The following is a 13197-nucleotide window of genomic DNA, read 5'->3' on the forward strand; positions in this document are numbered from 1 at the left end:
ATGACGTCCTCCCTGAGACACATTTCGGGACACTTTGAGGACACAAGCAATGGTCGTGATGATGAAACTCAAGTACGTTGACGAGCTATCTGGAGGCCGGAAACGATTTCGCCGCCGTTACCCCAAGGCCGTCGCTGAGGCGCTCGGTGAGGTTTTCTTTCAGGTGCCAATGAAGGCTCGTGAAGGTGCTGCTCTGGTCGCTGAACAAGAGCGCCTTGTCGCTGCCTTCGAGAAAATTGTCAGCAAAGCGCAAGGCGGCGCTGGGCAGGTTTCACTCAGGGAGCATTGGCGGGACGCCCTGAGGGAGGCTCAGGCGATGCTTGAGGCCATCAGCGGCGATCTGTCGGAAGATGATAAGCGTGAGGTGCTTGCGGATGATCTGCATCGTAAAAAGGCAGACCCCGTACTGGTCAAGGCCGTCGCCGCGCCGCAATCGGAAGAACCGCCAGCCACTCTTCTGGACGCCAAGGAGATGTACCGTAGGGAGCGCATGGACGGTGCTGAGGGGCGTAATCAGAAGAACCGTCTAGAGCGTGTCTGCCGGCGTATGGAGGGCGCGTTGGGGCCGCTGGACAAGCTCCCATTGGTCAACCTCAAGAGAGAGCATGGGCGCGAGCTCAGGGACCACATGCTGCAAGCTCCCGCAAAAGGGAAGGGCGGCAAGCTGTTGTCACCGGCATCGGTGCGCAGGGAACTGGATATGGTTTCCGCCATGACGAAGCTGGCAATCACGGAATTTGATTTGCAAGGGCAGGTGGTTAATCCGTTCGAAGGGTTGTCCGTAGGCCCCGCGAGCAAAGCACCGCAAACGGAGTGGGAACGGCGCGACCCGTTGCCTTTGGCGGTCCTTTCTGCGATGCGTAAGCGGCTGGATGAAAAGGTAAAGACCCCTGAGCTTGGCTTGATATGGCGCATCCTCGAAGGGACGGGGTGTCGCGGCGCTGAGGTCGTCGGTCTTCGCGTAGAAGACGTTCATGTTGAGCATGCCTATCCTCACATCTGGGTCAGGTGGCATGAAGACCGCCGCGTGAAGACAGCTGTGTCCATCCGTCAGGTTCCCCTTGTGGGTGACGCTCTGGTCGCCGCTAGGGAGGCTCTGAAGCTTGCTGCTGGTCACCACATGCTCTTCCCAAGGTATGCCCGTGAAGCTGGCCCTGATGCCGTCTCACAGGCGCTCATGAAGCATCGCAGGGCGATCACGAAATACTCCCGCCACGTCGTCTATTCCTTGCGCCACAACATGAAAGACTTGCTGGTAGCCGCCGGTGTCCCTCAGCGGGACGAGAACCGCATCTTGGGGCATACGCTGGGTGGGCTTGGCGACCGCGTGTATGGTGGCGAAAAAGCGCGGTTGAAAGCGGCATATGAGGCGATGGAGAGGGCGCTTGAGGGGAGGCCTCGTAATGCACTCATCCGATGAGGGGGTAATCTTTTCGGTATTGAGAAGGCGGAGCGGACAGCGGGCAGGACGTCGCGGGTGACCCAATCTTGGAACGCCTTGACTTCGGACTTGTCGCTCCGCATCAACAGCTTGTAGAGGCCGCTCTCGTTGACGACTGACATAGGCCTCACGCCTTTCTGAATTGGTCTTAGAAACAGGTCACTCTTAGGAAGTTTCTTGAGAATGTTCGCGCGGCTCCCCCGTTGAGTAGCCAATGATGTGGAGCGCATCCTTCGCCACGAACCACGGCTCCCCGTCAATCTCGACGGTGCGCAGATCGAAGCCCTTGAAGTTGAACGTGGAGGCAGCAGCTGGTGCCGCCGGAGCGGTTGTTCTGGAGTTTCCTTGGGGCTAATTCGAGCGAATTGCCAGCTTCAGGTCTTGCTCAGGAACGCCTGTAAACGTCTGATAAGCCTTTTTTATCCAACCCCCGCGCGCTGTCAGTCAACCTCCGGGGATATTGCTGGCGACGCCTGAGGAAACTCTCTAAAGCGTTTCGTTGATGATGCACATTTGCATTTGGGTGCGTCGTGTACGCTCCGATGCGTTGGGTCAAGCGGTTTCCGAACTCATCATCGCCGCAACACCATTTGGCGCATGCAGCGATTTTCCTTCGACACGATGGCTGTTCTTCCAAGTGGCAAGCAGCTCTAGGCGAGTAGGTCAAAACTGTCGCCTTGAATCATCAGATTGATTTCGTCCTGTGCGGCACCGTCAACCAAGGCCCACAAGATCTGGCCTGTCGGGCGGTAGATGACGAACGCCTCTTCGACGTTGTCCTCTCCCGATCGTTCACCGGTCTGAAGGTTTGCAGTATGGGTGAAGTTCACCTGAAACTGCTCAACAGATGCCGTGCCCCCGAAAACCAACACATCTCCTTCTGCTGCATCGAAATCCTGAATCCAGTCTGACCCATGGCCGCGCATCTGTTGGGGGCCGCCGCCAATGTGAAAGAATTCATCGGCTCCGTGACCGCCGTTCAGCAGATCGTTGCCAAATCCGCCATTGATGAAATCGTCGCCGTCGCCGCCGAAGGCGTTGTCGCCAAACGCCGACCCGGTGAGGACATCGTCACCGTCTTGGCCCTGCACAGTATCGGCCCCGAAACCGCCTTCGATCGTGTCATCGCCCTCCTGACCATAGATCAGATCGTTGCCATAGCCGCCGTCGATGCTGTCATTGCCCGCGCCACCGAAGATATTGTCCCGCAGGTCGGCCATATCGGTGCCGCCAATGATCGTATCGTCACCGCCGCCGCCGTTTAGCGTATCGGTGCCGTTGCCGCCGTCGATGCTATCATCGCCCGCGCCGCCAATTACACGGTCATTTCCGTCACTGCCCAACAAGCGGTCATGGCCGTCTTCGCCGAAAAGTTCGTCGTTATCCGCTGATCCATTCAGCGTGTCGTCGCCACTGCCTCCGAAAAGGGTGTCGTTTCCGATGCCGCCTTGCAGCATGTCCGCATCATCGCCGCCGAAGATCTGATCGTCGCCCTGTTCGCCAAAAAGCGTGTCGCGGCCTTCGTGGCCGATTAGCCTGTCGTTCCCAAGCCCTCCGAGGATGCGGTCGTCGCCTTCACCACCCACAACCGTATCGAGGCCCGCAAACCCCTTCAATGTGTCATTACCGGCGTTACCATAGATGAGGTCGTTCAAAGTGCCGCTTCCATAGTCGATGCTGCGCCCGTTGATCTCATCATCACCATTGCCACCAACCAGACGTCCAGTGCGGCCACCGGCGAAAACATTGTTAGGCAGATCGTTACCCGACAATTCGAAACGACCGGCGCCATCGGTTGATGGATCGATCCGGAAATTTCCGAAGCCGATGGTGTCTCCAATTTGTTTGAACTCGAAACCGTTGGTCCGCACGTCGCCCGCAACCGTGAATGAAACTGTTTCGCGTTCGCCTGCAACCGGCTGCAGAAACACCGTGCTCTCCCCGTCGAAGGAGGTCTCCGCTGAGCCATTTAGAGTAGCATCCTGAATGAACATCGCGCCAGAAATGCCAAAACCGAAGAAATGGTCGCCAGCAATTTCCTCCAGAGCGCCCGTCACAACGTCTGAGGCCAAATAGATAGTATCGCGACCTATGCCGGGATTGATTGTATCGTGACCATCCGCGCCAGATATCTCATCATTTCCGGCTCCACCGGATAGGCTGTCGTCGCCATCGCCACCGTTCACAATATCGTCACCCGCGCCGCCATCGAGGGTGTCGTCTCCGAGCTCGCCTCGGATGGTATCATTTCCTGCACCGCCTTGCAGGGTATCGTCGCCGAAATCACCCACAATAAAATCGGCACCACCACCGCCAGAGAGAGTGTCGTCACCGCCGAGACCGGAGATCGTGTCGTTGCCATCTTGCCCCTCAATCCGGTCATGGCCTTGCGTGCCGGACAAGCTGTCGCCCTCGGAGGTGCCAAGAATGCTCTTCCCAACGATGACTGGGTTTTCGGCAGTTAAGGTTTCTGCGGTGCCGTTCCCGTCGATGAGGGTAGCTTTGAACTCCAGCAGTTTGCCGCTGTCTTCGTCCTGAACGACATAGGACAGGTCGGTCGCGCCATTGATCGGAGCATCGTCCACGTACCACTGATAGTTGACAGAAACGACGCCGTCGGGGTCATCAAAGCCTTCGACTACTGCCGTCAAAGTTTCACCGGCGAAGGCATCGCCCCCGATGGTCGCCGAGCCTGACGCGAGCTGGTTTCTTTCCAGCAGCCGGTAGGTGATTGAACCCGGTTCATTGTCATCAGCGAACTGGGCATACTGACCATCGCTCCACGCGACGGCGTATTGTCCGGATGGCAGGCGCGTCGAAACCGTCTCGCCATAGGCGGGCAGCGTTTCGCCGACAGCCGAGGCGGCGAGGCTGCCATTGAACAACATGAACGGCTCGCGGTCCTCGCGGGTCAGGGGCTCGGAGATGCTGCCGGTTTCGATATCGAAAATCCGGTAGAAGGTGGAAAACCCGCTTTCGAAATCCTCACTTCTGCTGGTGATCGGGTTTGTCCATTCACCAATAAACTGAGTGTCGCTGATCGGAGTCGCATTGAACGAATTGTTGATATAGCGGTCGTTCGAGTTAAAGCTGAATGTATCTCCGACTGCGGAGCCATCAGTTTCAAAGACCTTGAACTTTGCAAACGTACTTTCACTCCAGCCTGCTATCAGCTGGCCATCGTCGAACTGTGAAAGAGAGAGGTTTTGCAAGCCCCTTGTTCCATTGCCATCGTCAACGATAGAATGACGCGGCCCCTCGGCATTGCCGTCAGCGTCAAAAGCCTGCCCATCGATTGTGTAGGCGTTTCCGTTCTCTGCTGTGCTCTCCCAAGCGACATAGAAGCCACCATCGGCGGTGGAGACGATGTCATGGCCTCCCTTGAACGATGGTCCACCGCCGCTGACTTTGAATTCCGTACCGGCCTTCGCTCCTTCAGTATCAAAGCGTTGCCCGTATATTTCTCCTTCACCGAGGCTTTGACCTGCCGAGGCCCATGTAACGACAAACCCGCCGTCGGCGAGTGGGGTCACGGAAGGCGCGTCTTGTTCATCGAAGGTGAAGGTGTTGACCTGAAACTCCCCCCCGACCTTGTCCCCCGCCGCATCGACACGCTGGCCGAAGATACCTTTGCCGTCGCCGTCCTGTTCTTCCGATTCCCAGACCAGTACAAAGCCGCCATCCGCCAGTGCCGCGATCTCAGGGTTGGACTTGTTGGATATTGTATTGGTGTTGGCAGTGGCGTTTTCAGTGACGGGGAGGAAACCGGGGGCTTGGATCATGCTGCAACTCTCTACTCTTGGATATATGGCGAAATTCAACCTCAGATCGAATATCTGAATCAGAGGTAACATCCTCATGTTACTTTGAAAATGGGCAAGCGGGAATGTTTTCGCCCGTTAAAGTGGCGACTGCATGCGATGCGCCAGTGTTGTTCAAGCTGGTGTGAAGCGGGCGGATAACTCCCCAAATAGCTCGTTCCGACGTTAGGGATGAGGAGTTGCTGAGCAAGCCAATACCTGCGTTGATATTGGGGGAATGCGTTGCACTTGACGGGCCAACAAAGTCGGTGTGAGCGGTTGTGATGCTCAACCCCGCTGCCATGAGGGCCGCGAGAACCTCGTTGCGTGAGATTTCCTTTCCGGTGGCGCTCAGGTGCCTTGCTTGAAGCGCGATGATGACCGCCAGTTGGTCGCGGTGGAGACGCATGGAGGTCCACGCTGGAACTGGTGCAAACGGTTTGAGCGTGTTGCGATCGCTACGCTTTCCCGCGCGGCCAGCATCTCGACGGGCGTGAGGTAGAGAGAGGCCGTGCCGTCCAGCTTGCGGGTCCGGCGGGTGCGCTTCAGGTCGCCCACCTTCGTCGCTGAGGTGTTTGTCGGGCGGGTGTAGGCGGTGATGTTCGTCATATTGTTTCCTTTCATGGGAGGCCTTGGCGGGCTTGCGCCGCGATGACCAAGGCAGAGGGTTGGAGTTGAGATGCCATCCGAATTGCGTCTTCGACTGGGCGAAAGCCAAGCGGGGTCTTAAGCCGAAGAGGTGTTGACTCAGGTTCGTGCAGCGAAGCTGGGCCAAACTGAAGTGAGGGGTATCTATTGGCTTGGGTAACGAAGGTGGAGGCTGACCGGTAATGTGCTCGATAGGGTGATCTCGAATAGCGTCGTCGTCTTGGCGATAGCCAAGCTGGGTCTTTGCACATGAGGTATGACTTCAGGTTCATTCAGCGAAGCTGGGTCAAACTGAGGTTGATCAAGAAGGTTGATTTTGATTGTGAAGACGACGAAGGAGGCGCCCCCCGAGGTTATCCTTAATAATGGTGGAGGGACCTTTTCGGGCGAACCTTCGCAGTCCACTTAGAGGTCACCCGTGAATTTCCCCTTTATGGTGGTGGAGGGACTTTTGAGACCGCCGCGTACGCCACGGGCTTGGCCGTCGCTTCAAACTGCCATCCTCATAGACGGGAGGTTCGTCCGGGCCAAAATAGGCTGCTGGATAAGCGACGTCTGGTTTGTCGAGACGATCAAAAGCGGGGTTCAGCATCTCATAGGACCGCAACCCGTAGATCTCGCGGCAGTAGTGGTCGTGAGGACGTGGGGGCAATATGCAGCCTGCCCCCCCCCTTCCTTTGACAGGATCTGGCGCTTTTTAAGCTACTCTCTGCGCCTGCTGGTCGGGTTCGGTTTCCCAACCGAACGCAGCTTTTCGACGCCGCGCTTGTCGGGCCGACTGCTTCGCCAGGGTGATGGTCTAGCTGATGGCCATGTCTTTTGGCCTGCTTATGTACGGTGTCGTCTATGCCACCAAACTGTGCAGCAAGAACGAGCTGATCCGCGTCGTGTTCCGACCGCTGGTTCTGATCGTCGCGGTGCTTGGTTCCATTCTGGGGGGTATCACCAATCCCACCCCGGCGGCGGCGCTCGGGGCGGGGGGCGCGATCATGCTTGCGGCCTACCGCAAGCTCACGGATCTCCACCGCTCGCCCAAGGTGATCATCTGGAGTACGCTGGCCATCATCATCTGTATCCTCGTCGGCGTGAACTTTGATCTGCGGGTCAACCAGGACGAAGTCAGCTTTGAAAGCTGGGTCTGCAAACTTCGTTCCTGACGCCGCCGCTCGGCTTTGCGCTGTTCTACTTGCGCAGGGTTGCCCCGGTGAGTGTGACGACACGGCATATCTACCGTGGCATCATCCCGTTCGTTCTGATCCAGGTCGCGGGGTTTGCAATCTTGTGGCTGTTCACGTCCATCGTGACGATCGCACCGGATCTGATCCCGAACCGAATATCAAAGAGCCGGGGGAGGTGGCCCTGCCGGAAACGGCGGTCCCGTTTTTCATGGGGAAAGTGGTTTCCGCTGGCTTCGTTGTCGTGCTCGCGGGCTATGCATTACGGGCGGGCTCTTCGGGATTGCTGGAGAACAGTGCGATCTTGTTGCCCTGAGGGTCGCGAAGATAGCAGACGTAAAAACGTGGACCGTATGACGGGCGGAAACCCGGCTGGCCCTCGTCGAAGCCTCCTGCGGCAAGTGCTGCGGCATGCAGGTCGCGCACCTGCTGTTGGGTGCGTGCCTCGAATGCGATCATCGTGCCGTTTCCGGCCGTGGCAGGTGCCCCGTTGTAGGTCGGTTTGACGTAGAAATCCGGCAGTACGGCAACCTGACCGCGCGCCACGGGCAAGGCGTAGCTCAGGCCTTGGGGCCCTTCCTTCAGTTCGTAGTAAAGGGCTGGCAGGATTGCGGAATAGAACCGTTTCGCTTTGGAAATGTCGTCGGCACCGACAGTGACATAAGCGATCATGGTGTGAGCTGTCTTTCAAAGATTAATGTAATACCGCAGATCTTTAGTGTCAAAGTAGGCTGGCGCGTAATTCGGAACAGTTATAGGTACTCCGGTGCCGCGTTGCCCGAAGGCAAACGGATCAAATCGCTCTCTGGCCGCGATATGTTCTGCATCGCCGCACCAAAGATTTCGGAAAAATTCCCGGCAAAGCCACCGATTTCATCGGCTCAGATCCGGAAGCGATATGTTCGCAACCTGCTCGGCGATGGGATCATTGCTCAGCGGATGGGTTTCGGCGGCGAAAGCATCCGGATCGCGCACCTTCTGCCATGTGCCCCCGATGTAGACTTCGAGGCCCGAAAACTTGGCCTTGTAGCCCATCTTCTGGCTGCCGGGCACCCAATAGCCGAGATAGACGTAGGGAAGACCCGCCTGACGGGCGATTTCGATGTGATCAAGAATGATGTAGGTGCCAAGCCCGTTGCGCGGCAGATCGGGTGTGTAGAAACTGTAGACCATGCTGACGCCATCAACGAGCACGTCCGTCAGACACACGCCGATCAGCTCACCCGTCTCGGTATCGCTGTATTCGATCACGCGACTGCGGATCGGGGTTTCCTCGATCATGGCGGCAAATTCGAAAACGTCCATATCGGCCATACCGCCGTCCGAATGGCGGCTGTCGAGATAGCGGCGGAAAAGATCGTATTGATCTTCGGTAGCCCAGGGGGACGTCGCGCGCCGCGATACGCCGCTGTTGCGCCTGAGTGTCCGCCGCTGGCTCTTGCTGGGTGCAAAGCGTGCAACGTCAATGCGCGCCGAGAGACACGCGGCGCAATCCGAACAGGAGGGCCGGTACAGCACGTTCTGGCTGCGCCTGAACCCCTGTCCAGACAGGCTGTCGTTCAGCTTTTCCGCGTTTGCACCCTGAAGCGCGGTGAACAATTTGCGTTCCACGCGCCCCTCCAGATAGGGGCACGGCTGCGGTGCCGTGACATAGAACTGGGGAGCGATGGGAAGCGAATGGCGCATGAAGTATTCCGTATGAGACAATCGGTACGATAACGCGTCAGGTTTGGAGCGCAAACGCAAATTTCTCGAAGGGCGCTTGCACGCTTATCCGCGCCGGTTGAGCGCGACGCTTCCCAACACCAGATCGCTGACGCCCTGACGGCGATCAGTGGTGCACATCAGGACTGCGGATGCGATCTGGATCAACGGGATCGACCACGAGATGCTGTAGCCCAGCGTGTGGAAAAAGGCGGTCGGCAGATCAAAGGGACGATCGTCCGCTTGCCGTAACTCAAGCGCGAAAAGGCGCATGCCCCATGTCGCCGAGCCGCGTGTCAGTGTGATGATCCGGTAAGCGAAGCTGATGACGATGAACAGAAACGGCAGGAAAAACAGGCCGGTGAATGCCGTCAACGGCACGGCAAGCGCCGTAAGCACGGAGATGATCAGCACGTCGGTGACCCAAGCAAGCAGACGCTTTGTGGGCACGCCGTCGTAAAATTCCGGGTTTATGTCGGGATCGGGGAGCATGGCAGACCTTTGGCAGGGGGGCATAGGATGGCAAGGGGGACATAGGAAGACCCTCCCGATCTGGGAGGGCCCTGGGCCGGTGTCAACCCGGCGGCGTGGATCAGCTTTCGGCGGAGCCTTCGCTGCGCTTGGCACGCTCGTTCATGAACGCGTCGAACTCGGTTTTGTCCTTGGCGTCGCGCAACCGTGCAAGGAAGCTCTCAAAGCTGTCTTGCTCTTCTTCGAGGCGGCGCAGCGTGTCGGCCTTGTAGGCGTCGAATGCGCTGTTGCCCGTGGGCCGACCCATGGCAAAGCTGTGACGGCTGCGGCGGGCGCAGGAACGCGAAGACGATGAAGACATGCGTTTACTCCAGATTGCGAAGGCCAGCAGGGCAACGCCCACAGGCCAGAAGATGATGAATCCCAGAACGATGGCGGCAAGCCATGCTGGTTTACCACGCGCATCGAGCCAGTCCTGGGCTTTGCCGAGCCAGTTGCGGACGTCGGCAGTGCGAGAGGTGTAGGAAGCGGTATCGGTCAGTGTGGCCATTTCAGTCCTTGTGTAAGTGGCGGTGTGCCGCCGCCGGAAGTGGGGCGCTGCACCGGTGAAAGGAGTAATGTAAATGTCTTTCACATGGTTTAAGTTGGGGATCGTGGTCAAAGTTTGCAAGCCCTGATGTGAAGGATATTTACATTCATGGAAAGTATCTAATGAGATCAATATGTTATGATAAATATCTTTTTTGACGTCTCGCATTGACGGCGGTGCAGCGATCCCGCAAATCTGAAGCATGGATGAAAAACCGCTAAGCCAGCTCATTACCCGTGCGCCGCGCGTTCTTGCCGCGCATGATTGCGATGTGCCGCTCGGTGATTATGATCCGGGCCTTCGCGACCTATTGACCGGCACAGCCGCCCATTCGCCCTATCTGGCCGGGTTGATCAATCGCGAGGCGGAGTGGCTCAAGGAAGCTGTAGTGGCCCCGACGACAGCCGTGTCCGCGCTCGTCGCCGCTTCGCAGCAGTTACAGGCAGAGACCCTGGCAGCAGGATTGCGCCAGGGCAAACGGCGTGTTGCTCTTCTGACCGCTCTGGCAGATCTGGGCGGTGCCTGGAGTCTCGAACAGGTCACGGGCGCGCTGACAGATTTCGCCGATGCCGCAGCACAGGCCGCTTTGAGGGTCGCGGTCGCTGCCCAGATCAAGCGCGGGAAAATGCCGGGTCTGGTGGAGGAAGACGCGTTGACCGCCGGAGGAATGACCATTCTGGCGATGGGCAAGATGGGTGCGCGCGAACTGAACTATTCTTCCGATATCGACCTGATCTGCCTCTTCGACGAAAGCCGCTTCGACCCTGCGGATTTTCAGGAGGCGCGCGCGGGCTTCATCAAGGCCACCCGCGCGATGGCCGCAAGCCTGAGCGAAATCACGTCAGATGGCTATGTCTTTCGCACCGATCTGCGGCTGCGGCCCGATCCGGCGGTCACGCCGGTGTGCATCGGGCTCGACGCGGCCGAGCGATACTACGAAAGCCTTGGTCGGACGTGGGAACGCGCGGCCTATATCAAGGCGCGGCCCTGTGCGGGCGATCTGGCCGTGGGGGCGGGGTTCATCGACACGCTGCGCCCCTTTGTCTGGCGCCGTCACCTCGATTTCGCGGCGATCCAGGATGCCCACGACATGCGCCTCGCCATCCGCGAGCATAAAGGTTTGGGCGGTGCGATCACCTTGCCCGGTCACAACATGAAGCTCGGGCGCGGTGGTATCCGAGAGATCGAGTTTTTCACCCAGACGCGACAGCTGATCGCGGGTGGCCGTGATCGCGATCTGCGGGTGCGCGGCACCAAGGAAGGACTGACGCAACTGGCCCGCAAGGAATGGATCCCGACCGACGTGGCCGAGACGCTGGCCGATCACTACACCTTCCACCGCACGGTGGAGCACCGGTTGCAGATGGTGCAGGACGCCCAAACCCACAGTTTGCCCAACTCGGACAGTGGGATGGCGCGCATCGCGGCGATGATGGACATGGACCAAAGCGCGCTTGGGTCCGCGCTGCACCAACGGCTTGCGGCGGTACATGAGATCACCGAAGGGTTCTTTGCCGATGGCCACGCGCCCACGCCGGTACCCGCATCCGAGCACGACTTCGATACTGCGATCCTGGACCGCTGGCCAAGCTATCCGGCACTGCGGACCGACCGCGCCGCCGCCCTGTTCGAGCAGCTCAGGCCGGAACTGCTGGCACGGCTGGCACAGGCGGAACGGCCGGACGAGGCATTGCTTGCCTTCGATGGCTTCCTTGCGGGGCTTCCGGCGGGGGTACAGTTTTTCTCGCTGCTCAAGGCGAACCCGCAGCTTGCCGATCTGCTGATCACGATCGTCTCCGTATCGCCCAAACTGGCGGCGCATCTGTCGCGTAACGCGCAGGTGCTGGACGCAGTGATCGGCGGCGACTTCTTTGACGACTGGCCGGGACAGGCGGCGCTGCAGGAAGGCCTCAGCGCGCGTCTGACGGGCATGGGCGATTACGAGGCGCAACTCGACGGGACGCGGGCCTGGGCGCGGGAATGGCACTTTCGCATCGGTGTGCATCATCTGCGGGGGCTGATCGACGCCGAAACCGCCGGCGTACAATACAGCGATCTGGCACGGGCCGTATTATGCGCGTTGTGGCCTATGGTGATCTCGGAATTTGCGCGCCGACACGGTCCGCCGCCCGGCAAGGGTGCGGCGATTCTCGGTATGGGGTCGCTCGGGGCAGGGCGCCTGACCGCGCAGTCGGATCTGGATATGATCGTGATCTACGATCCCGCCGATGTCGAGGCATCGGACGGCCGGCGTTCCCTGCCGACCCGCCAGTACTATGCGCGCCTGACCCAGGCAATGATCACGGCGATGAGCGCGCCGATGTCGCAGGGCAGGATCTACGAAGTCGATTTGCGGTTGCGCCCTTCCGGCAACAAGGGACCCGTCGCAACCAGCCTTGCCGCGTTCCAAAGTTACCAGCGCGATGAAGCCTGGGTGTGGGAGCATCTGGCCCTGACCCGCGCGCAGGTCATCACCGGCCCCGAACCTCTCGCGCACGCGGTCGAAGCCTTGCGGATGGAGATCCTGAAGCAGCCGCGCGACGCGGCGGACGTGGCGGCACAGACGGCACAGATGCGCGCGCGGATCGCAGCGGCGAAATCCCCCGAAGGGGTGCTGGATGCCAAGATCGGCGCGGGCCGCCTGCAGGACATCGAGCTTTTTGCACAGGCTGGCGCGCTGATCGGGCAGAGTACCGCACGTGACATCCCTGCGGGCCTTGCCGCCGCGCGGCGGACGGGGCTGATAAATGGTGCACAAGAGCAGTGCCTCAACGACGCTTACGGGCGGATGTGGGCGCTTCAGGCAGCATCAAGGCTACTGTCGGCGCACGCGTTACGGATTGATCCACTGCGCGAGGCCGCGCGGGACTTCCTGATCCGCGCCGTGGCCCGCGACCCCGAGGGTGACACCGTTGCCGACCTCGAAGCGCAGCTGGGCGAAATTACGGCCCAAGCGGATGAAATCATCACCGCCGCTTTGGCGGCCGCCGGTCCGGTATCAGAGGAGGAATCATGAAGCCAAAGCACAGTGTCGACGACCCCAAGGGGCTGATTTTCGAGGCGTACCGGATGGAAGGCATCACCAAACCGGAGTGCCGGACCATCTTTCTGGACTGGGCGTTGAGCCTTGATGAGGCGCGCGACACCCGGTCGCGCCTGCGCAATCTGTTGAAAACATACGGCGCCGATACGGCCCATCCCATGACCGAAGTTTTGTCCGAAGGGTTGCCGGTGATGGCGACACCGCACCGCCGCGGTGGCTGGCGCAGTCGTGAGCGGGACTGAGCGTAGCCTGTCAGCGCGCCCAGGAAACGGGTAAATACCCTGAATTCGTACCGGGTTCTTCGTGAATTTGTCTCAAACCTGCCC

At 59.4% G+C, this 13197-nt stretch carries 9 protein-coding genes and 2 pseudogenes; 4 read left to right on the top strand and 7 right to left on the bottom strand.

What is annotated here, in order from left to right; all coding sequences use genetic code 11:
* Window positions 1-49 precede the first annotated feature (49 nt).
* Window positions 50-1420: a tyrosine-type recombinase/integrase gene (locus Q1A06_RS02810; RefSeq protein WP_299558428.1), complete on the top strand. Its 1371-nt coding sequence runs from the start codon at window positions 50-52 to the stop codon at window positions 1418-1420.
* A 53-nt stretch (window positions 1421-1473) separates the two neighbouring features.
* On the opposite strand, the pseudogene Q1A06_RS21000 reads toward Q1A06_RS02810, so the two are convergent.
* The 3 genes and pseudogenes from Q1A06_RS21000 to Q1A06_RS02820 all read right to left on the bottom strand — a co-directional run.
* Window positions 1474-1671, bottom strand: a pseudogene (locus Q1A06_RS21000) (BRO family protein); the annotation flags it as partial.
* A 420-nt stretch (window positions 1672-2091) separates the two neighbouring features.
* Window positions 2092-5223 (bottom strand): hypothetical protein, encoded by a 3132-nt coding sequence (locus Q1A06_RS02815; RefSeq protein ID WP_299558429.1) that lies wholly within the window; start codon window positions 5221-5223, stop codon window positions 2092-2094.
* 369 nt (window positions 5224-5592) lie between these two features.
* Window positions 5593-5850, bottom strand: a complete 258-nt coding sequence (locus tag Q1A06_RS02820; protein WP_299558431.1) for a hypothetical protein — start codon at window positions 5848-5850, stop codon at window positions 5593-5595.
* 807 nt (window positions 5851-6657) lie between these two features.
* Between Q1A06_RS02820 and Q1A06_RS02825 the strand changes: the two are divergent.
* Window positions 6658-7219 (top strand): annotated as a pseudogene (locus Q1A06_RS02825) (TRAP transporter large permease subunit); the annotation flags it as partial.
* 100 nt (window positions 7220-7319) lie between these two features.
* Here the strand turns inward: Q1A06_RS02825 and Q1A06_RS02830 are convergent.
* The 4 genes from Q1A06_RS02830 to Q1A06_RS02845 form a co-directional block, all read right to left on the bottom strand.
* Window positions 7320-7736, bottom strand: coding sequence for a VOC family protein (locus tag Q1A06_RS02830; protein ID WP_299558433.1), 417 nt, complete (start codon window positions 7734-7736; stop codon window positions 7320-7322).
* 201 nt (window positions 7737-7937) lie between these two features.
* On the bottom strand, window positions 7938-8750 hold the full coding sequence (locus Q1A06_RS02835; RefSeq protein WP_299558435.1) for an arginyltransferase: 813 nt from the start codon (window positions 8748-8750) through the stop codon (window positions 7938-7940).
* A gap of 84 nt (window positions 8751-8834) precedes the next feature.
* Window positions 8835-9260, bottom strand: a complete 426-nt coding sequence (locus Q1A06_RS02840) for an RDD family protein (protein WP_299558437.1) — start codon at window positions 9258-9260, stop codon at window positions 8835-8837.
* A gap of 100 nt (window positions 9261-9360) precedes the next feature.
* The gene (locus tag Q1A06_RS02845) at window positions 9361-9789 is read right to left on the bottom strand and encodes a DUF2852 domain-containing protein (protein WP_299558439.1); all 429 of its coding nucleotides are present in this window, start codon (window positions 9787-9789) and stop codon (window positions 9361-9363) included.
* A gap of 241 nt (window positions 9790-10030) precedes the next feature.
* On the opposite strand from Q1A06_RS02845, the gene Q1A06_RS02850 reads away from it, so the two are divergent.
* Both Q1A06_RS02850 and Q1A06_RS02855 read left to right on the top strand, forming a co-directional pair.
* A complete protein-coding gene (locus Q1A06_RS02850) occupies window positions 10031-12844 on the top strand; it encodes a glutamine-synthetase adenylyltransferase (protein WP_299558441.1) in 2814 nt (937 codons plus the stop codon).
* Window positions 12841-13113 carry a hypothetical protein gene (locus Q1A06_RS02855; protein ID WP_299558443.1) on the top strand — a complete coding sequence of 91 codons (273 nt, stop codon included), beginning with the start codon at window positions 12841-12843 and terminating at the stop codon, window positions 13111-13113. Before Q1A06_RS02850 ends, Q1A06_RS02855 begins: the two co-directional genes overlap by 4 nt.
* Window positions 13114-13197 lie beyond the last annotated feature (84 nt).

This window comes from uncultured Sulfitobacter sp., from assembly GCF_947497275.1.
Classification (GTDB): domain Bacteria; phylum Pseudomonadota; class Alphaproteobacteria; order Rhodobacterales; family Rhodobacteraceae; genus Sulfitobacter.

Bases quoted from the DNA above. Each gene is read 5' to 3' on its own strand.
- Q1A06_RS02835 (WP_299558435.1), bottom strand. From the start codon at position 8,750: ATGCGCCATTCGCTTCCCATCGCTCCCCAGTTCTATGTCACGGCACCG.
- Q1A06_RS02815 (WP_299558429.1), bottom strand. From the start codon at position 5,223: ATGATCCAAGCCCCCGGTTTCCTCCCCGTCACTGAAAACGCCACTGCC.
- Q1A06_RS02850 (WP_299558441.1), top strand. From the start codon at position 10,031: ATGGATGAAAAACCGCTAAGCCAGCTCATTACCCGTGCGCCGCGCGTT.
- Q1A06_RS02845 (WP_299558439.1), bottom strand. From the start codon at position 9,789: ATGGCCACACTGACCGATACCGCTTCCTACACCTCTCGCACTGCCGAC.
- Q1A06_RS02810 (WP_299558428.1), top strand. From the start codon at position 50: ATGGTCGTGATGATGAAACTCAAGTACGTTGACGAGCTATCTGGAGGC.
- Q1A06_RS02820 (WP_299558431.1), bottom strand. From the start codon at position 5,850: ATGACGAACATCACCGCCTACACCCGCCCGACAAACACCTCAGCGACG.
- Q1A06_RS02855 (WP_299558443.1), top strand. From the start codon at position 12,841: ATGAAGCCAAAGCACAGTGTCGACGACCCCAAGGGGCTGATTTTCGAG.
- Q1A06_RS02830 (WP_299558433.1), bottom strand. From the start codon at position 7,736: ATGATCGCTTATGTCACTGTCGGTGCCGACGACATTTCCAAAGCGAAA.
- Q1A06_RS02840 (WP_299558437.1), bottom strand. From the start codon at position 9,260: ATGCTCCCCGATCCCGACATAAACCCGGAATTTTACGACGGCGTGCCC.